At 51.1% G+C, this 18,847-nt stretch carries 14 protein-coding genes and 4 pseudogenes; 15 read left to right on the top strand and 3 right to left on the bottom strand.

Annotated features, from left to right (window positions below):
- Positions 1-100 precede the first annotated feature (100 nt).
- From ABOC21_RS28360 to ABOC21_RS28380, 5 genes and pseudogenes are all read left to right on the top strand, one after another.
- Positions 101-1,758: pseudogene (locus ABOC21_RS28360) on the top strand (TolC family protein).
- Complete coding sequence (locus ABOC21_RS28365) at positions 1,755-2,498, top strand: efflux RND transporter periplasmic adaptor subunit (protein ID WP_426815770.1); 744 nt, start codon at positions 1,755-1,757, stop codon at positions 2,496-2,498. The pseudogene ABOC21_RS28360 and the gene ABOC21_RS28365 overlap by 4 nt, the downstream one beginning before the upstream one ends.
- A complete protein-coding gene (locus ABOC21_RS28370) occupies positions 2,491-3,807 on the top strand; it encodes an efflux RND transporter periplasmic adaptor subunit (protein ID WP_426815771.1) in 1,317 nt (438 codons plus the stop codon). Before ABOC21_RS28365 ends, ABOC21_RS28370 begins: the two co-directional genes overlap by 8 nt.
- Before the next feature lie 2 nt (positions 3,808-3,809).
- Positions 3,810-5,021, top strand: coding sequence for a site-2 protease family protein (locus ABOC21_RS28375; RefSeq protein ID WP_426815772.1), 1,212 nt, complete (start codon positions 3,810-3,812; stop codon positions 5,019-5,021).
- Between the two features lie 37 nt (positions 5,022-5,058).
- Positions 5,059-5,940 (top strand): efflux RND transporter periplasmic adaptor subunit, encoded by an 882-nt coding sequence (locus tag ABOC21_RS28380; RefSeq protein ID WP_426815773.1) that lies wholly within the window; start codon positions 5,059-5,061, stop codon positions 5,938-5,940.
- A 95-nt stretch (positions 5,941-6,035) separates the two neighbouring features.
- Here ABOC21_RS28380 and ABOC21_RS28385 read toward each other — a convergent pair whose 3' ends face one another.
- The 3 genes from ABOC21_RS28385 to hutW all read right to left on the bottom strand — a co-directional run bounded on the left by ABOC21_RS28385 (position 6,036) and on the right by hutW (position 9,635).
- On the bottom strand, positions 6,036-7,064 hold the full coding sequence (locus ABOC21_RS28385; protein ID WP_426815774.1) for a hemin-degrading factor: 1,029 nt from the start codon (positions 7,062-7,064) through the stop codon (positions 6,036-6,038).
- Between the two features lie 584 nt (positions 7,065-7,648).
- Positions 7,649-8,293 carry an NAD(P)H-binding protein gene (locus tag ABOC21_RS28390; RefSeq protein WP_426815775.1) on the bottom strand — a complete coding sequence of 215 codons (645 nt, stop codon included), beginning with the start codon at positions 8,291-8,293 and terminating at the stop codon, positions 7,649-7,651.
- Between the two features lie 31 nt (positions 8,294-8,324).
- Complete coding sequence (gene hutW / locus ABOC21_RS28395) at positions 8,325-9,635, bottom strand: heme anaerobic degradation radical SAM methyltransferase ChuW/HutW (protein WP_426815776.1); 1,311 nt, start codon at positions 9,633-9,635, stop codon at positions 8,325-8,327.
- Positions 9,636-10,227: 592 nt separating this feature from the next.
- Between hutW and ABOC21_RS28400 the strand changes: the two are divergent.
- The 10 genes and pseudogenes from ABOC21_RS28400 to ABOC21_RS28445 form a co-directional block, all read left to right on the top strand.
- Positions 10,228-10,984: pseudogene (locus ABOC21_RS28400) on the top strand (IS30 family transposase); the annotation flags it as partial.
- Positions 10,985-11,023: 39 nt separating this feature from the next.
- Complete coding sequence (locus tag ABOC21_RS28405; RefSeq protein WP_426815777.1) at positions 11,024-11,704, top strand: response regulator transcription factor; 681 nt, start codon at positions 11,024-11,026, stop codon at positions 11,702-11,704.
- An 83-nt stretch (positions 11,705-11,787) separates the two neighbouring features.
- Positions 11,788-12,815, top strand: a pseudogene (locus tag ABOC21_RS28410) (IS630 family transposase).
- Between the two features lie 94 nt (positions 12,816-12,909).
- Positions 12,910-14,319 (top strand): ATP-binding protein, encoded by a 1,410-nt coding sequence (locus ABOC21_RS28415; RefSeq protein WP_426815778.1) that lies wholly within the window; start codon positions 12,910-12,912, stop codon positions 14,317-14,319.
- A gap of 316 nt (positions 14,320-14,635) precedes the next feature.
- Positions 14,636-15,591, top strand: a pseudogene (locus ABOC21_RS28420) (IS1595 family transposase).
- A 95-nt stretch (positions 15,592-15,686) separates the two neighbouring features.
- Positions 15,687-16,100, top strand: a complete 414-nt coding sequence (locus ABOC21_RS28425) for a transposase (protein WP_426811791.1) — start codon at positions 15,687-15,689, stop codon at positions 16,098-16,100.
- A complete protein-coding gene (gene tnpB, locus ABOC21_RS28430; RefSeq protein WP_426811792.1) occupies positions 16,100-16,447 on the top strand; it encodes an IS66 family insertion sequence element accessory protein TnpB in 348 nt (115 codons plus the stop codon). The genes ABOC21_RS28425 and tnpB overlap by 1 nt, the downstream gene beginning before the upstream one ends.
- A 20-nt stretch (positions 16,448-16,467) precedes the next feature.
- Positions 16,468-18,081: an IS66 family transposase gene (gene tnpC / locus ABOC21_RS28435; protein WP_426811793.1), complete on the top strand. Its 1,614-nt coding sequence runs from the start codon at positions 16,468-16,470 to the stop codon at positions 18,079-18,081.
- Between the two features lie 93 nt (positions 18,082-18,174).
- Positions 18,175-18,495, top strand: a complete 321-nt coding sequence (locus ABOC21_RS28440; protein ID WP_426815779.1) for a hypothetical protein — start codon at positions 18,175-18,177, stop codon at positions 18,493-18,495.
- The gene (locus ABOC21_RS28445; protein WP_426815780.1) at positions 18,492-18,827 is read left to right on the top strand and encodes a DUF6392 family protein; all 336 of its coding nucleotides are present in this window, start codon (positions 18,492-18,494) and stop codon (positions 18,825-18,827) included. The genes ABOC21_RS28440 and ABOC21_RS28445 overlap by 4 nt, the downstream gene beginning before the upstream one ends.
- Positions 18,828-18,847: the final 20 nt, after the last annotated feature.

An 18,847-nucleotide genomic window follows, 5' to 3' on the forward strand; every position in this document is an offset into this window, starting at 1 on the left:
TTTAAACATTTTTAAGGTATTAACCTCTACTAACATAGGGAGTTCTCTGGTGAGCCATTCCAATTCAGAATTAAAACAGGCATCGGCGTGTGGTTTTCGACTGACGGCAGTGGCTTGCGCATTAGTGCTGGCCGGTTGCGCGGTGCGCCCGGAACCGATAACCACGGAACAGCAGATCAGTCAGGCGTTGAGCGACCGGACGCGGATGTTCGCCGATCAGGAGCCGGTGCATGGCGTCATCACGCTGGATGAGGCGCTGGCACGGGCGCTGAAATATAACCTGCAACAGCGTGTGGCACTGATGGAACGGGCCATTGAAGACAACCTGCTGGACGTTTCCCAACTGGATATGCTGCCCAAGCTGGCGGCGCGCGCTGGACTGCAAACCCGCGACAACGTAGCCGGTTCCAGCAGCAAGTCGGTCAGCACTGGCGAGCAGTCTCTGGAAGCTTCAACCAGCCAGGACCAGACTATGCGCTCCGCCGACCTGACCATGAGCTGGAACGTACTGGACTTCGGTATCAGTTACTTTAACGCCCGCATTCAGGCCAACAAGACGCTGGCGGCGGAGGAGCGTCGGCGCAAGGTGGTGGCGGACATCACCCGTCAGGTGCGCACGGCTTACTGGGAAGCGGCCAGCGCCCAGAGCTTGCAGCCGGAAGTCGCCCAGGCGCTGGTGCAGGCGCACCAGTCGCTGGAATACGCCCGGCAGACCGAGCGCGAGCGGTTGCTGGCGCCGGTAGAAGCATTGCGCTTTCAGAAAAACATGCTGGAAATGGTACGACAGACTGGAAGTGGTAGACAGCGATCTGGCTCTGGCCAAATCGCGGTTGGCGTCGCTGATGAACCTGCCGCCCGCCAGCGATTTCACTCTGGTGTCACCGTCGGAAGGTGGCCTGAATCAGCCGAAACTGCCTTATTCGCTGGCGGATCTGGAAAATTTCTCGATGGTGAAACGGCCGGAAATCCGTGAAGAAACCTATCTGGTGCGCAATGCAGTGCTGGATACGCGTAAATCGCTGACACGGCTGCTGCCCGGCGTGTCGTTGTTCGCTGGCGTCAACGGCGACAGCAACAGCTATCTGGTCAACCACAATTGGGCCAGCGCTGGGGTGCAGGTGAGCGGCAATCTGCTCAGCGTGCTGTCCTGGTCGTCGGTGAAACGCGCGGGAGAAGCTGGGGAGTCGCTGGCCGAGGCGCGGCGTCAGGCGCTGCGCATGGCGGTGCTGACCCAGGTCAACGTGGCGTGGCAGGAGTATCAGCAGAGCGCACGCATGTTCAACCGCTATCAGGAACTGGCGCGCGTGCAGCGCGGAATTATGAATCAGATCGATCAAAGCTATCACAATCAGGCGGCGACGCAGATGGAGCAGGTGCGGGTCAGCACTGAAACCATCCTCACCACCCGCGCCCGAGATCGCAGCTTCGCCAGCATGCAGGACGCGCTGGGCACCGTCTATCAGGCGGCTGGGCTGGACGTGCTGCCTGATCGCCTCAACGGCACCAGCCTGTTGGCTCTGAGCCAGAGCATCAATCAGGCCAGCCGACAGCTCGAGAGCGGTGCTCTGACACCCACATCGCTGCAGGCTGGCCTCGTCGTCCGCTGCCGCACCAAAAATTATCGCTCCAGCAGCCGCGCCTACTGCGACAGTTGTTGCTGCACCGATCGCTAGACCTGTCGCTCCGACAGTGCGTACATACCAACTGGGCAGTGATATGTGGAACAGCCTGCAATCCCTGTCCGGGAGTGCGGAATGAAATATTGGGAGTTGACTGGTCTGCTACTGGTAGTGCCACTGCTGGCGACTGCTGCCGAAACGGCGGACACCATCCGCGTCCAACTGAGTGCGGTACGCTACACCACGCTTTCCAGCGGCATCGCCGCTCGGGTGAACCAGTTGACGGTTAAGGAGGGCGATCGCTTCAAGCAGGGCGATACCTTGCTGACCTTTGACTGTGCGGTGTTGCAGGAGAAACTCAACTATTCCGGCGCCGCCGAGCAGGCGGCGCGTAAGAAATTGTCGGTCGCCAATCGGTTGGATACGCTCAATTCCATCAGTGTTTCTGACGTTGATCAGGCTCGTTCGGCGGTGGCGATGGCGCAGGCGGAAAGCGGTGTTAACCGGGCAATGCTCAAACGCTGCCATATCACCGCGCCATTCTCCGGCCGGGTGACTGAAACGCTGGTTCGAGAGTGGGAAACGGTGCCGGAAGGAAAAGAACTGTTGTCGGTTTATGACGATAGCGCATTCGAGCTAGAAATGATTGTGCCGTCGCGCTGGTTGGTGTGGTTGAAAATTGGCTCGCCGTTCTCCGTTATGCTGGACGAAACAGGTCTGGACTATCCAGCGCAGGTGAGCCGTATCTCTTCGGCAGTAGAACCGGTTAGTCAGTCAGTGAAAGTATTCGGCCGCATTACTCAGGGAAATGAGGGGCTGCTGCCAGGCATGAGCGGCGTGGCGCGCCTGGTCCCACCGGAGCCGAAAACCCATGAGTGACGCATTGCAACCGTTAGCGGAGCTTCTGCAACTACAACGCCGCATGCGTGCGCTGGACAGTCGTGAGGCGCTGGCCTTTTTTATTGTGAACGAAACTCATCGGTTGACACCCTATCGTCAGGCGCTGCTGTGGGATGCCGCCGCCGGCAAGCTGCGAACCGTCTCAGGCATCGCTAGCCTAGATGAACATTCACCGTTTTGTCGCGGTTTTGGCGAGTTGTGTAGCCAGTGGCAACGGCGCTATCGGCAGATCCAGCCGCTGACGCCGCAGGCGCTACCCACGCAGGAACGGATATTCTGGAAAGAATATCTGCCAGAGCATGGGCTATGGCTGCCGTTGCCCCATTCGCATGCCGAAAACCCGCTGGTGCTGATCCTGCTGCGCGAACGGCCATGGAGCGATACGGAGCGGATGCTGCTGGAACAGTTGGCCGACGCCTACGGCCATGCTTGGCATGCAGTGGCGCCGCGGCGTGCGCGGCGCGTCTTGCCAGTACGCCGTAAAAAGACGTTTGTCATCACCATTATGGTGTTAGCACTGGCTATGCTTTTCCCGGTTCGTCAGTCAGTGCTTGCCCCGGCGGAAGTGGTGGCCCACCGCCCTGTGATGGTGCGTGCACCGCTGGCGGGGGTGATTGATGACATTCCGGTGCGACCTAACCAACCGGTGAAGCAGGGACAGGTGCTGGTACGACTGGACGCGAGAGATCTGGAAAATCAAAGAGAGAATGCGCGGCAACAATTCGCCAGCGCTGATGCGCAGTATCGCCAGGCGCAACAGATGGCGCTCAACGATACCGACGCCAAAGCGCAACTGGCGGTTCTGGCCAGCCGCCGTCAGCAGGCACAAATTGATATGGCATTTCTTGAAGCGCAGTTGGCTCGTATGGAGTCGGCATCACCCCGAGATGGTGTGGCTATTTTTGACGATGTGAGCGATTTGCTTGGCCGGTCTGTGTCTGTTGGGGAGCGTATCATGATGGTGGCCGATCCACATGATGCTGAATTGGAAATACAATTGCCAGCAACGGATGCTATCGCACTGGATCATGATGCTGAGGTACGGCTGTTCCTGAATGTTGCGCCTAATTCACCTCAACCAGCATATCTCACGCAGATTGGCTACCGGGCGAGTCTGAACGCCGATAATGTGATGGCTTATAGGTTACATGCACGTTTCCAAAGGGATGATCCGATTCTGCGAGTAGGTCTGAAAGGTACAGCGAAGGTTTATGGCTACCGTACAGTTCTCATCGCTTACCTGCTGCGCAAACCCTGGTCGTCGCTACGGGTATGGTTGGGGGTATAAATATGGTGATGACAACTTCCCAAGTCCGGGGACTTACACCTTTGCGAGATGAACTAATTTTGCACCCGGGACCGTCCAGTTGGGATGGATCGCCCAGCTGGACGCTGGAAGATCCGTTACGCGATCGCTACTTTCGCATCGGTTGGCTGGAAATGGCATTGCTATCACAGTGGTCGCTCGGAGATACGAAATCGATCGTCGCCGAGGTCAACCAACAACTGCCAGTGACTATCAATGATGAAGATGTACGCGCTTTTGGCGAGTTTCTGGCTGCCCACTCACTGACCCGAAGCTTCGGGGACGATAGCTTGCAGCAGATGGTACGGCAGTTGGAAGCAGGAAAATTATCCTGGTGGCGTTATGTACTCCGTCATTATCTATTCCTGCGTATCCCACTGCTCCATCCGGATAAGATATTACAGCGCACGCTCCCGCGGGTTGGTATGTTTTACCGACCCGGTTTCTGGTTGATGACGTTGTTTGCTGGTCTGACCGGTTTGCTGCTTGCAAGTCAGCAGTGGGAAACATTTCGTCATACTTTCCTGCATTTTTTCACTCTGAAAGGGGCTACGTTGGCAGGGCTAACGCTGTGTATTACGAAGTTTATGCATGAGTTAGGTCACGCTTATACGTGTAAACGTTACGGAGCTAAAGTCACTAGTCTTGGTGTTGCATTGCTGGTTATGGTGCCGGTTCTGTATACCGATACTTCAGCAGCCTGGAAACTCCCTAGCCGTCGGCAGCGACTGGCAATTGGTTCCGCCGGGATGCTGACAGAGCTAGCTATTGCCGCTTGGGCAACCCTGGCATGGAGTTTTTTGCCGGATGGTATGGTGCGTAGCACGGCTTTTATGCTGGCAACGACGACTTGGATGATGACTCTGGCGGTAAACCTTAGCCCACTGATGCGTTTTGATGGCTATTTTCTTCTGGCTGACAGTCTTGGTGTCGGAAACTTGCAGCAGCGTGGTTTTTCGATAGGGCGCTGGCAGACTGCGCGAGTGGTTGTTTGGCCTAAAAGATTCGCCGCCGGAATCTTTACCAAACTGGCTGCGTCGAACGCTGACCGGCTATGCATTTGCGACCTGGATTTACCGTCTGTTCCTGTTCACGGGGATTGCGTTATTAGTGTATCACATGACATTCAAAGTGCTGGGAATGGTGCTATTTGCTGTCGAAATCGGCTATTTCATCGTGCGGCCAGTGGTGAGTGAGCTTCGTGACTGGCATCACCGTCGTAAGGATTACCGTATGAACCTAAATCTCGCGCTGACGCTGTGCTGCGCTTTTTTGGTATTAATACTATTAGTATTACCTTGGCAGAGTGCGGTATATGCACCGGGACTCCTGCGGGCCAGCCAGCAGGGAAGTCTGTATATGCCTATACCTGCAATGATTGATACTATCCAGGTGCGTCCTGGTCAGCGAGTTGAAAAAGGACAAGTATTATTTACCTTACGTGCTGACGACGTACAGCATCAGCGTCAGCAGCTGGATCTCCAACTGGAGACGCTAGGCTGGCAGCAGAATTTTCAGACACTAAACCGACAGACATTACAAACCCACCTGCGGGTAAAGCAAGAACATGATGCCGCTCGACAGCGTCACCAGACATTGCAGGAGCAACTCACGTCACTGGAAGTGCGAGCGCCATTTTCAGGCCGATTAGCCGATATAGCACGCCCCCTAGCTATGGGGGAATGGCTGGCGCAAGGGGAATGGTTGGCAACCGTTACCGGATCTCAAGGCGCTCTGGTTGAAGCCTTTGTAGCGGAAAAAGACTGGTTGCGTCTGCGGCCTGGGGCTGGAGGTGTTTTCTATCCGCGCGATACTTCTCTTCCCAGTATGATGGGCGAGATTATTGATATTGAAAATACGGCGGTGCGCGACCTGCGGCCGATGGCTGAACTGGCGTCGATATATGGCGGCGATATTGCTTCACTTGATGATGGTCAACGTAGGCTGACACCGGAGCAGGCTGTGTATCGTGTAGTATTGCGTCTGCAGCCAGACACTCCTGTTCCTGAACAGGTATTGGTGGGAACGCTAGTGCTTGAGGGTAAGCCGCAATTTCTTGCGCTTAATGTTTGGCGACGTCTGTCATCTGTCGTCATTCGTGAATTATCATTTTAAAACGTTTTACGCGATATGAGCGCATAGGGCATTGCTCACTCGACTGTCTCTTGATCAGGGAAAATAATCAAGAGACAGTCTTTAGGGGGATGGGCTTAACTCTGCGTTTCGGCAAGATTGTGCAGAGAGGATATCTGTTTGCGCCAGATAGCTTGTTCTGGTAGACCTTCACTGCGCTGGCCAAACAGTTGAGCGATTTGGTTACCGTCGGCGCTGTACAATTCGAGGCTTGTAACGAAGCCATCTTTTGTTGGTTTGCACGTCACCCAACTTTCGATAATAGCATCATCTTTCAGATGTAATGTAAAACGCTCATTGAAGATATTTAACCAGCCTCTTAGCGGCTCCAGCTTCTCAATTATACCGGTGAAAATTTGAACGCAGCCGCGATTGGCGACGAAGATCATAATGTCATTTCGTTCGGCCTGAGCCTGATTAAGTATCCCCTGTACGGCTGAATTATCGACTCGGTATGCAAGATCATCACTCACTGCATTGAATGCCTGCTGACGTGAAATATTATGTCGATGAAGCAGCAGGAAAAAGTCATGAACATCGGTCATTGCTCGCCACTCTTGTTCCACTTTTTCCGCATCGACTTTATCTGCATAATGGGCCACTCGCGCAGTGGATGGTGAGAATGGCTGACCGCTATTATCCGTAAACTGCTCTATGATTTTTTGCCACGCGACCATATCGGTTCCTGGCAAAGCATAGACTTTATGCACAGCATCGCCCTGCCCATCAAAAAATTGCAGACTATGTTTACCCGACTCATGAACAGCAAATGCGCATTGCCAGTGATGCAAAAACAGACGTAAGTCGATCCCTCCGGGATTAAGGATTAGTCCGGTATGACCATTAAGTGATTGCCGGGAATAGCACCCCATATGCTCATGAACTGCGAAATCATTGCGCGTAAGTGCCTTTACTTCCCCAACATTTTCTAGTGCGTTGAGCAGCGCTAGAATATCCGATTTCAGGCGATGTACATCATATCCAACGCGTGAATCGATGAGTTCGGCTTCACTCACGCCAAGCTGTGTGGCCAGATCGCGGGCATAGGGTCGAGGAGTATTTTCTTTGATCTCGATATAGCGTTTATAGAGTTCAGTCTGCTTCATTTTCTTCCTGCATTCTTTATTTATGTATGATGTCACCAAGGATGTAATTATCACTTCAGGAACCTGATGTGATAATTAATTTAATATAAATCCTGCTCTCAGGAATAATCCGCAAGCCAGTGCTTATATGTTCTATGTCTGATAATCAATTAGGGAAGGTGCGATTAATTCGATGGGAATCATTTTTTCGCCCTGCTATCGTATAGTATATCCATGATACTTCAAGTTGCAGGAGCAATAGTCCGGATAGCGATAAGGGTATCTTGTTTGAGTACTACCATTCTGCATCTTGAAGTTACTTAGGTATAAATGAACAAAAAACCGCCCAAAACAGTGAAAACGATAGATGAACGGCAATCATTGTAGTCTTAATCGCACCTTCCTTATGTGCATTGACCTGTGGCCCTTGAATGCAAAAACAACAGGCTATTTGTGAGAGATAAAATTAATTCTTTCATTATGAAAAGGAGGATGTTCGCATTGATACCATTTTGTATAGTGAGCGCCGTATTAGTTTTAAACTGAATAACCTTAAGTGCTGATTATCACGTTATTTGTATTAAAAACAAGATAATTTTTGAAACCTAAATTTTATTTAATAATTTGAGTGTCGGATCAATCAGTGCATAAGTGTGCCCATATGCATGTTCATCATCAATGAGCTGACATATTTGTTGCGCAACATCTGAGCGATAGATAAGACCATGAGCTTCACCTTCGATTCGAATTGACCGTCCTGAAGCGCCCCCGTGTTTCAGGCCTCCGGGGCGGACAATACACCAGTGTAACGAACTGGTTCGCAACCAGCTTTCGGCAAGCGACTTCTCCCTGACTGCGTGGCCGAACGACTGCAGAGCTCGTGCAGAAAGAGTCCCCCAGGTTTCATTGCAACCAATTGATGTGACCAGTAGCATATATTTCATCCCACACCGTTCCGCTGTATCGATAACCAGTCTATTGCCAGCGTAGTCTGCCTGTAGACTACCCAATGTAGAAATAATCCTAGCATTTGCACCGGCACTGACACAGGCCTGTTCGACTTGTTTTGCATTAACAGCATCGCCTTCAATAACATTAACCCCCATAGCTCTTAGCATGGCCGATTTTTCAGGTGAACGTACCAGAGCGTGTATTGTTCGTGATTTCTCCAATCCTTGCTGTACCAGGGATAAACCGACACCTGATGATGCACCAAAAATCGGCCAGGGGGAAAGATAAGATGTATTCATCGCTATACCTTGATAAGTTAAATACGTTTTTTCAGGCAGCGGCCTGAAGTATTACCGGGATAAGTTGTTGCAGAGAATTGAGCATATTACTGGCCCAGAAGCGTCCCTCAGTAGATAGAGTGAAACTGTTTTCAGTCCGATCAGATAGTAAGCCACAACTTTGCCATTGTACTAATAGTGGGGCCAGAATTGCGGGTGCCGGCAGGATTTTCGCTAGGTCACAACGCCCAGTGTCCAGACCTCCCTGAATCGCCATCCGCCAGTGATAATCGGTACTCCTGTGAGTCATCATCGCCAAGGGTTTTTCTCCGCAGTGAACTTGTTTGTAATAAGAAGAAAGATCGCGATGATTCATATAGGACGTACCATCAAGCGATCCGCCGGCACTACATCCAAGGGCTAAATAATCAGCTCCGCTTTTGATTAACAAATTATACATGTTACGTTCTTTGCGAGTACGCGCCCAATGGCTGTTGCTTAGCTGATGCCAGTGATTAGCAGACAGAGTATCACTGGAAATTTGATAAGCGTTGCGGCACCATTCAGGAGTAGGAAGAAATTGTCTGCCCTTTTCTACGCCTTTTGCAAGTGGCGTCGAAGGAAACAGATTGAGAGCGTAAAGATCGATACCATCCATGGGAAGTTGACGTACTATTGACAGGTCCGCTTCCCAGCTAGCCAAGGTTTGTCCCGGTAAGCCAAACATAAGGTCACCGACGATTGTTGCCTTACTATATCGTGCAAGGTGACTGATAAAATCAATCATTGATTGTTGGTCTGTCCGTCGTCCCAATCGCTGCCGTAACCGGGTGTCGAAAGTCTGAATACCGAGAGAAAATCGATTTACACCAGCTTCAAGGCAGGCATCAATGCGTTCATCGTCAAAATCAAGAATCCGTCCTTCTACCGTGATTTCGCAGTCTTTTGTCAGAGGGAGATTGCTGCGTATAGCATAAATAAGGGCAGATAGCTGTGAGGCGCTAAGGGCCGTTGGTGTTCCTCCACCCAGGTAGATAGCCTGAATGGGGGTCGTTTGATGTAATGGGCTCCGCGACTCCGTTGCCAATTCTTGAACGACTGTCTGGCAATATTTTTCCAGCTCTGTGTTGTCCAAAGGATTTTGATAAAACCCACAAAATGTACAGCGTGTAGCACAGAAGGGGACATGTAGGTAGAGAAGACGCTTGTTAGACGAGAGTGGATGCGACAGAAGTTCCTGCCATGAGCTTTGCCTCTCACTGGCCGGGAGAGGGGTTTGTTGGCGCCATGGCATGGTAGCCTGGCGATGAGGAAACGGAATACCGCCTGTGCTTGCAAAATGGTGACTAAAATCAATCTGCATTGATGAGATCCTCTTGTTTGTTTGCTGGCCAAAAAACGTATGCGGGTCAAAATGTATCGTATTGACAATTCATGTCGGCGAAAGACTGCCACAGCAGAAGGGGGGAAAAATTGATTCAGATCAGCGATAAACCGCCCCCCTTTGTACACTCGCTCTGTATCTGGGCTAAAGCCATATTAAGTTTTGTTAACGATCTCCCACCGACAAAACAATCGCTTACTATTAGCCATGGGGTCATACCTGAGCGCACATAGCGAGCGTCAGAGAGGACATGCTTTTGTGCCTTGCAGTTTGAAATAAGTGAAAACAAGGTTAAGTCTTGCTATCAAATGATAATGATTGTTATTATCCTTTCATGACATCCTATGCTTGTCCGTATTCAGAGTAGAAAATTGTTATGTGTAATAGGTAAAGCGCTAATTCAGATAATCAGTGCAACGCTCGGTCATGTGGATGGAAGGACGGTTAGCTACCGATAAGCTATCCTGCTCATCCGACCAAAGATGAGCGAGTCACTATGAAATATCAGCAGCTAACCGAATGGTTACGATACCAGATAGCCCTGTTGTGTGAAGATAAAGTGAGTCAGGCAGAGATGTCCGCCGTAAAGCTGCCGGCAAGCGCAGGGTGTGCGAGGATACGGTCTCCTTTGTTGAGGCAGGCTCTAAACTTGCTGTGGAGCCCCGAACAGATCAGCGCCGTTGGCCGTATCATCGGCAGGCCAGTTAGTCACGAGTGGATTTACCAGCACGTCACCTGCGATAAAGCACAAGACGGAGATCTGTACAAGCTCCTCCAACGGGTAAATGGCACTATCGCAAAGGCTATGGTACAAAGCGGAGTCCGATATCTGACACCGTTTTCATAGAGCAGAGACCCGCGGTGGTTGATGAGCGCAGCCGGGTTGGGGACCGGGAAGCGGATCTGGTTCTGGGTAAGCAAGGCTCAGGAGCCATCGTTACACTGGTCGAACGTAAGAGCCGTATTTATCTGACGAAAAAGGTGTTTTCTAAATACTCAGCCGAAGTGGCCGCCGCCATTATCTCGATGCTGAGCGGCTATAAGGACGTCTGTCATACCATCACGTTCGACAACGGCAGGGAGTTTAGCCGGCACAAGGAAGTCGCTGCCGCGCTAGAAGCGGAAACCTACTTCTCTCATCCATATGCCTCGTGGGAGTAGGCTAAACGAGAACACAAACGGGCTTTATCCCGAAAGGGACTGATCTGACGGCAGTGACGGATTACGAGCTCCGCAAGTACCAGGGAGCACTGAATAGCAGGCCACGAAAATGCCTAGGGTTCTGGCAACCTTCAGTGGTCTTTGCAGTGCTAAGACAGGCGGCTTAGCGTTGCACTTCGAACTTGAATCCGCCCTCCGGGGATATTATGCGTGTTTTAGTGGTTGACGATGATTCGGTTCTTTGCCGCTGGTTGGGTGAACAGTTGCATGTTCATGGACATATTTGCCAGATTATTCATGATGGCACACAGGCTTTAAATGCCATACGCCAGGATGTATATGATGTTATTTTGCTTGATCGTATGCTTCCGGGAATGGATGGTTTTAGTGTCTTACGTGAGTTACAAAATTGCAACCATCCGCCTGTTATGCTGCTTTCCGCGTTAGACCGGGATGTGGATCGTGTCATGGGACTGGAGCTTGGGGCGGAAGATTATCTTGGTAAGCCATTTAATTTTAATGAGCTGAGGCTTCGCTTAGATATTATTGTTGGTCGAGATAAACGTCATGCAGTCCAGAATGCGATACTGGCATTTGAAGACCTAAAAGTCGACTGCCTCCAGCGTAAAGTCTGGCGAGCAGGTAAACCAATAGGCCTGACGGATAAAGAGCTTAAGTTATTATTAATGCTGATGGAAACACCGGGAAAAGTCACCAGCCGGACACATTTACTGGAGAGAGTGTGGGGATACAGTTTCGACCCACAAACAAATCTGATTGATGTTCATATGTCGAAACTACGTGCCAAAATTGATAAAGGATTTGACCGACCACTGATAAAAACGTTGCGTTCGGTAGGCTACTGCCTAAATAGCTGCGCGGAATAGTAGATCCCTTTGAGGGAACTCAGCCCGGATTGTGCGATCTGATCAATCGCCGAACCAACCATAATCACCAACCGGACTGAGCGATGCCGATCATAGCCCCCATTCCCCGTAGCGAACGACGTCTGATGCAGAAAGCTATCCATAAAACCCGCGACAAAAATTATGCCCGCAGGCTAACTGCCATGCTAATGCTGCACCGGGGCGACCGTGTCAGCGACGTTGCCAGAACACTCTGTTGTGCCCGCTCATCCGTTGGGCGCTGGATTAACTGGTTTACGCAGTCGGGTGTTGAAGGCCTGACGTCCTTACCCGCAGGACGTTCCCGCCGCTGGCCCTTTGAGCATATATGTGCATTGTTACGAGAGCTGGTAAAACGCTCTCCCGGTGATTTTGGCTGCCAGCGTTCACGATGGAGTACAGAGTTGCTGGCGATAAAAATCAATGAGATAACCGGATGTCAGCTGCATCCCGGAACCGTCCGTCGCTGGTTGCCCGCAGCCGGACTTGTGTGGCGCAGAGCCGCTCCCACGCTATGCATCCGTGACCCGCACAAAGAGGAAAAGATGGCAGCAATCCATAAAGCGCTGGACGAATGCAGGGGAGCACACCCGGTCTTTTATGAGGATGAAGTGGATATTCATCTTAATCCAAAAATCGGCGCAGACTGGCAACTGCGCGGACAGCAAAAGCGTGTGGTCACGCCGGGCCGGAATGAGAAATATTATCCTGGCGGAGCCTTACACAGCGGCACGGGAAAGGTCAGTTACGTTGGTGGCAACAGCAAAAGCTCAGCGCTGTTCATAAACCTGCTGAAACATCTTAAGGCCACATATCGACGGGCAAAAACCATCACACTCATCGTGGATAACTACATTATCCATAAAAGCCATGAAACACAGCGCTGGCTGAAAGCGAATCCAAAGTTCAGAGTGATTTACCAGCCAGTGTACTCCCCATGGGTGAACCACGTGGAGCGGTTATGGCAGGCACTTCACGACACGATAACGCGCAATCATCAGTGCTGTTCAATGTGGCAACTGTTGAAGTTCGCCATTTTATGGAAACCATCAGCCCATTCCCCGGAGGACAACATGGGCTGGCAAAAGTGTAGCGGTATTAGGCGCAGCTATTTAGAACATTCAGGGCAAAGATAAACTATGTATCGGGAACCTTTTTCTTCTAGGTTACACATACGCTACCTGCAGATGAAAGTTCGTCAGTGGCAGGTTATTAGTGCGAGTCATTATCCTGATTTTCTGGCTACAGCGAACTTTCGACAGGCGATCACCATTGTGTTTCTGTTTCTGGTGATGGCTATGGTGAGTATGATTGGCTCTAGCTTGTTGATCGAATCATTGGTTCGTGGGCATGTTCATGATGTTATCGTTAACGATATCTATGACTACTCAGTTAAATCAGGTCTGGAGAGGACACCTGACGTCATAAAACAATTACGAAGTGAATTGCAGGAATACAACGGAGATGGTCTGGTACAGGTAATGGTCATTGATCCGCAAGGGACACTGGTTTACCACAACATGTCAGTTCATAATATATCTGCGGAAAAATGCAGTATAGATATTGCCTGCCTTAAATCCTTAATTAAGGATTTAGATAGCCGTAACGTTGTTGGCATTTCTGTATTACTTCATGACGGGGGCATTTTTTTCCGGGCATATAATATATTGCCGATGTTAGAAAGGGTTCGTACTATACCTCTGGTTGCCGGGACTGGTGTATTTGTTGTGTTACTGCTTTGCCTTTTTGTCAGCAGGCAATTTAGCTTGCGAAGCTTACAAGTTGTCAGGCAAATACGTGAAGCATTGCACAGGTATAGCAAGGGTGAAAAACAGGTACGCATGCCCGTTTCTTCTTATGGTAATGACTTCGATGCATTGAGTACAGATATTAACCAGAATTTGGATAGAATAGACAATTTGATGGAGCAAGTGCGTAATAATGCTGGCCATATTGCACATGAATTACGCACCCCGCTAACTCATTTACATAACAGATTGTATACTCTTTCTGAAAGATTGGATTTGACGGAGGAGGCCAGAAAAGAGGTAGAACATTCTGTTGATGAAGTTCAAACTGTTTTAGCGTTATTCAGGACCGTAATGCGGATTGGTGAGATTGAAAGCGGACGCTGTATCCATCAGTTATCATCTTGTTCCGCGCAAGCGTTGCTACAGGATGTTGTGGAATATTACCAACCTCTGGCGGAAGAGAGGGGTTGTCATATCGCCATAGATCAAGATTCTGACATTAGTATGTCTTTTGATCGATCACTGGTGTTCCAGGCGCTGGCAAACCTGATTGAAAATGCGCTCAAGTATGCTTCAATCGGACGGCACATCAGACTTGGTTATCGTTTGCATCAGGGTTGGTTGTCCTTATATGTAGCTGATTACGGACCCGGCATCCCCGAATCACTCCAGGAAAAGGCTACTGAACGTTTTGAGCGTCTTGAACAACGCTATGCCAGTCATGGATATGGACTGGGATTATCTCTGGTAAAGGCCATTATGGAACTTCATGGTGGTAAAATCTGCTTTGAGAATACCAATCCAGGGTTATGCGTCTATCTGTATCTGAAACGATGTATACCCTAAATAGCGCCTAATACCGCGACACCTGCCGTTCACTGATGGGGGGCATGTTGCGTATGGGCTACACATCTCAAGCCCAATGTAGTACGGTCAGGCAAAGGAAACAGCTCTGATGCCTTGCACTGCATGGACTGGCCAAAGTGGAGCACTATGATGTGGTCGACTAAACAGGACAATAGGTAGTGTCCCTTAATTTGTACTAGCTCAGACCTGATCTGACAGTTACCGGTTATTTATGGCTATGTTTGCAGTCTCCGTTGGAAAACTTCACTATACTGTACATAATACTGTATAAAGACGTCCCCTCTCGGATGTTCCCATGAAAAAGCAAGACGTTATACAGATCAAAAGTCTTCTTTCATCCCTGCCTGCTAATACCCGACTTCATCTCATTACCTGGCTGAATGACAACCTTCAGACGGATACCGCTTCCGTTATTGACACCAGCCCGCCCGAGTTATGTTGCCCTCACTGCCACAGTGAAAAAGCAATCCGCTGGGGACGCGATTCAGACATACAACGATATCGTTGCAAGGATTGCGGAAAAACCTTTAACAGCCTGACCGGAAGCCCGCTGGCCCGGCTCCATTACCATCAAAAATGGTTCGATTATCTGCGCTGTATGCAGGAGGGGCTGACATTACGTGAGTCCGCAGGGCGTACAGGGATTGATCTGACAACAGCATTCAGATGGCGTCATCGCTTTCTGGCTTCAGCCGCAGCAAATAATATAAATCCCCTGTCCGGGATCATTGAGGCCGATGAGACCTTTTTCCCTGAATCCAGCAAAGGCAAACGCAACATCATTCACCGAAAAGCCAGAAAACGCGGCGGGGAGGTGGATAAGCGAAAAAACAGGAACAGGTGCCAGTCGTCATAGCCTGTGACCGGCAGGGGCGTGTGAGTGACTGCATCCCCCCGGAATTTGATACTGAAAATATTCATCGATTCCTTGAGCCGATAGCAGACAAGGATTCAATTCTGTGTACGGACGGTGCCTGCTGGTACAGGACGTTTGCCAGTGAACACGGGATGAACCACTACTGTCTTATAGCACTGGATAATCAGCGTGTTATCGACAGTGTATTCCATATACAGCATGTGAATGGCTATATCAGTCGTTTAAAAGGCTGGATGAAGCGATTTCATGGTGTAGGGACTGCATATCTGCCGAATTATCTGGCCTGGAGGCGGCTGTTTGAGACCACCGTAATTGATGTGAAAGTCTGGCTACAAATTGCATTACGGCATAACCAACATACTTTGCAAACATAGCCAGATCGTAAGCGCCCCGGCAACGACGTCTGTCGACGTACCTTTAATCCGGTGATGATAGAGTCCACTTAATTTTTAAATGGACTCTATCACAAATGACCCAACCGACAGTCCCACGCCAGCGGGCTACCTACTCCATGCCGTTCAAACTCGACCTGGTTCAGCGATCACTGCAACCCGGTGCCTGCGTGGCACGGCTTGCCCGCCAGAACGGGATTAATGACAACCTGCTGTTCACCTGGCGTCAGCGCTATCGTCATCTGGTTGATGAGCCATCTGATACACCCCCAGCACCGGCCATTATCAGTGACGATATCGTTCCTGTTGTGACCACCGAATACTCACGACCCGCGCTGCCCGAGCTCCCGGCAGCATCAGCGCAAAGCCTGCCACCGGATGCCGGGCAATGCTGTGAGGTCAGTATCGGCCGTGCACGCCTGAAGCTGTCCGGCAACCTCACCCCGGCCATGCTGTCGGCTCTGGTTCGCGAACTGAAGAGAGGTGGCTGATGATATCCCTTCCTGCGGGTTCCCGCATCTGGCTGGTGACGGGCGTTACCGACATGAGAAACGGCTTCAACGGCCTGGCCTCCCGCGTGCAGAATGTCCTCAACGAGGACCCATTCAGCGGCCACCTGTTCATCTTCCGGGGGCGCCGTGGTGATATGGTAAAGCTACTGTGGTCCGATGAGGATGGTCTGTGCCTGTTCATCAAACGTCTTGAGCGTGGACACTTCGTCTGGCCCGCTGTCAGCGACGGGAAGATCCATCTGACCCCGGCGCAACTGGCTATGCTGCTGGAAGGCCTCAACTGGAAACATCCACAGTCATCACAACGTCCTGGCCTGCGGGTGTAACCTGTTGTAATGTCGGGTGTATGAAAAATGAACTCCCTGACGATATCGACCAGTTAAAAGCCATGCTGCGTAAACAGCGGGCGATGCTGAACGACCAGCAGACCCGGTTGCGCCAGTATGCAGGCCAGGTGGCGGGTTATGAGCAGGAAATCAACCGCCTGAAAGCACAGCTGGATAAACTACGGCGAATGCTGTTCGGTCAGAGTTCGGAAAAGAGCCGTAATAAGCTGGAAAACAAAATCCGCCAGGCAGAGAAACGGTTGTCAGAGCTGGAAAGCCGACTGGAGGCGGCAAAAACCTGCCTGAATGGCAACGAGCCGGTACCGGATATACCAGCAGATAGTGTTGTCGTGTCGCAAACGACGCCAGAAAAACCCACCCGCCACACCGCCCGAAAACCGCTGCCAGCCGACCTGCCTCGGGAAACACAGACCTTACTGCCAGCGACCAGCGTCTGCCTGTCATGTGGTGGAGAGCTGAAGGTGATGGGAGAAACTCTCTCTGAGCAACTGGAGATCATCAAAACCGCCTTTAAAATCATCGAAACGGTCCGACCGAAGCTGGCGTGCAGCCGGTGCGACGTTATCGTGCAGGCCCCGCTCCCGGCAAAGCCGGTAGAAGGCAGTCGTGTGGGCAGCAGCCTGCTGGCCCGCATCCTGGTCGGAAAATATGTGGAGCATACGCCGCTGTACCGGCAGACAGAAATCTACGCCCGTCATGGACTGGCGCTGAGCCGTAACACGATGGTCCGCTGGGTCGCGATGATGGGCAACCGGCTTCGTCCGCTGCATGAGGCGCTCAACCAGTACGTTATGCAGGCTGGCAAGGTGCACACTGATGACACGCCGGTCAGGGTGCTGGAGCCCGGGAGTGGTAAAACGCGAACCGGTCGGCTGTGGGTCTACGTCCGGGATGACCGTAACGCCGGGGTGCCAGAACCGCCGGCAGTCTGGTTCTCGTACTCAGCGGACCGTAAGGGGGAACATCCTCAGCGACATCTCTCAGGGTACAGAGGCGTGCTTCAGGCAGATGCGTACGGTGCTTACGACACGCTGTATGAGTCCGGGCACATCAGAGAAGCAGCGTGCATGGCGCATGCCAGAAGGAAAATCCACGATGAGCATGTTCGACGCCCGACAGAAATGACGAATGAAGCGCTGAACCGTATAGGTGCGTTGTATGCCATCGAGGCGGAAATACGCGGCAGCCCGGCCGGGAAACGGCTGCAGATAAGAAAAGCACGGTCGGTTCCGCTGATGACATCGCTGCACGAGTGGATAGAGGCGCAAATGACGACGCTGTCGGTTCACGCGGAGACGGCGAAGGCGTTCGCGTACATACTGAAACAGTGGCACGCCCTGAATGAGTACTGCCGTAACGGTCAGGTGGAAATCGACAATAACATCGGAGAAAACGCGCTGCGCGCGGTGGCGGTTGGCAGAAAGAACTACCTGTTCTTCGGCTCTGACAACGGGGGTGAGGCAGCAGCCATCATCTACAGCCTGCTTGGCACCTGCAAACTGAACGGTGTGGAGCCGGAAGGTTGGTTGTGCGAGGTGATAAGCAAGATCAACGACTGGCCTTCAAACCGGGTACATGAGCTGCTGCCCTGGAACCTATCCTCCGTAAAATAATCCTTACGCCACGTTCATTATGGGGCGCTTACGCCAGATCTGTACAGTAATTTCAGAGGACGTTCCCGGCAGCGCAAATATGAGGCCGACCATATGCCTTCAAGAGCTGCAGTCGATGCCTATTTGAGGGCTAATTATCCGCTGTTAGACGATGCTGAAATTCTTGCGTTGACAGAACAAGTTGCCGCAATCGTCATTCCAAAAGAAGTTCACCAGAAGATCAGTGAGACTTATGGTGGGCGTAATACACCGGCACAAATCGAACTGGACTCACGCAATCTGCGGGCTGCTGTGGATCGTAACCTGGACTCCATTAAACCGGCGTTAAAAGAAAGCGGTGTGACAGAGGCCCAGATAGAAGCGGCCAGAGTAAAACTACACAAACTGAACAGTGACATGGATCTGTACAAATGACCGTAAACGTTGATGCGCTGATAAATAGCTTGGGAAAGCCGTATCAAGATATTCTTGATAATGAACTAATACCTTATAAATCACCGCCAAAGGGTTCTTCTGGCACGCCTACGATTAATCTCGATATGGCTTTGGAAGGGGTGTTTCTTTCTTTTTGTAGAGAGGGCCGGATTCTAAAATCTATAACACTCAGTATGCAGCATGAAACGGTGGCTGATTGGACGTTTCCTAATACGCTACCGACTCCTTTGCAGAACAACATGTCGCGGCAGTGGGTGCATGAGAATATAGGAGAACCATTAAGGAAGGTGCGATTTAATCGTCAGTTATGAGAATATAACCCTTTCTTTGC

The sequence above is a fragment of the Klebsiella sp. WOUb02 genome, assembly GCF_050058015.1.
GTDB lineage: Bacteria > Pseudomonadota > Gammaproteobacteria > Enterobacterales > Enterobacteriaceae > Klebsiella.

Bases quoted from the DNA above. Each gene is read 5' to 3' on its own strand.
- ABOC21_RS28365 (WP_426815770.1), top strand. From the start codon at position 1,755: ATGAAATATTGGGAGTTGACTGGTCTGCTACTGGTAGTGCCACTGCTG.
- ABOC21_RS28370 (WP_426815771.1), top strand. From the start codon at position 2,491: ATGAGTGACGCATTGCAACCGTTAGCGGAGCTTCTGCAACTACAACGC.
- ABOC21_RS28375 (WP_426815772.1), top strand. From the start codon at position 3,810: ATGGTGATGACAACTTCCCAAGTCCGGGGACTTACACCTTTGCGAGAT.
- ABOC21_RS28380 (WP_426815773.1), top strand. From the start codon at position 5,059: ATGAACCTAAATCTCGCGCTGACGCTGTGCTGCGCTTTTTTGGTATTA.
- ABOC21_RS28385 (WP_426815774.1), bottom strand. From the start codon at position 7,064: ATGAAGCAGACTGAACTCTATAAACGCTATATCGAGATCAAAGAAAAT.
- ABOC21_RS28390 (WP_426815775.1), bottom strand. From the start codon at position 8,293: ATGAATACATCTTATCTTTCCCCCTGGCCGATTTTTGGTGCATCATCA.
- hutW (WP_426815776.1), bottom strand. From the start codon at position 9,635: ATGCAGATTGATTTTAGTCACCATTTTGCAAGCACAGGCGGTATTCCG.
- ABOC21_RS28405 (WP_426815777.1), top strand. From the start codon at position 11,024: ATGCGTGTTTTAGTGGTTGACGATGATTCGGTTCTTTGCCGCTGGTTG.
- ABOC21_RS28415 (WP_426815778.1), top strand. From the start codon at position 12,910: ATGAAAGTTCGTCAGTGGCAGGTTATTAGTGCGAGTCATTATCCTGAT.
- ABOC21_RS28425 (WP_426811791.1), top strand. From the start codon at position 15,687: ATGACCCAACCGACAGTCCCACGCCAGCGGGCTACCTACTCCATGCCG.
- tnpB (WP_426811792.1), top strand. From the start codon at position 16,100: ATGATATCCCTTCCTGCGGGTTCCCGCATCTGGCTGGTGACGGGCGTT.
- tnpC (WP_426811793.1), top strand. From the start codon at position 16,468: ATGAAAAATGAACTCCCTGACGATATCGACCAGTTAAAAGCCATGCTG.
- ABOC21_RS28440 (WP_426815779.1), top strand. From the start codon at position 18,175: ATGCCTTCAAGAGCTGCAGTCGATGCCTATTTGAGGGCTAATTATCCG.
- ABOC21_RS28445 (WP_426815780.1), top strand. From the start codon at position 18,492: ATGACCGTAAACGTTGATGCGCTGATAAATAGCTTGGGAAAGCCGTAT.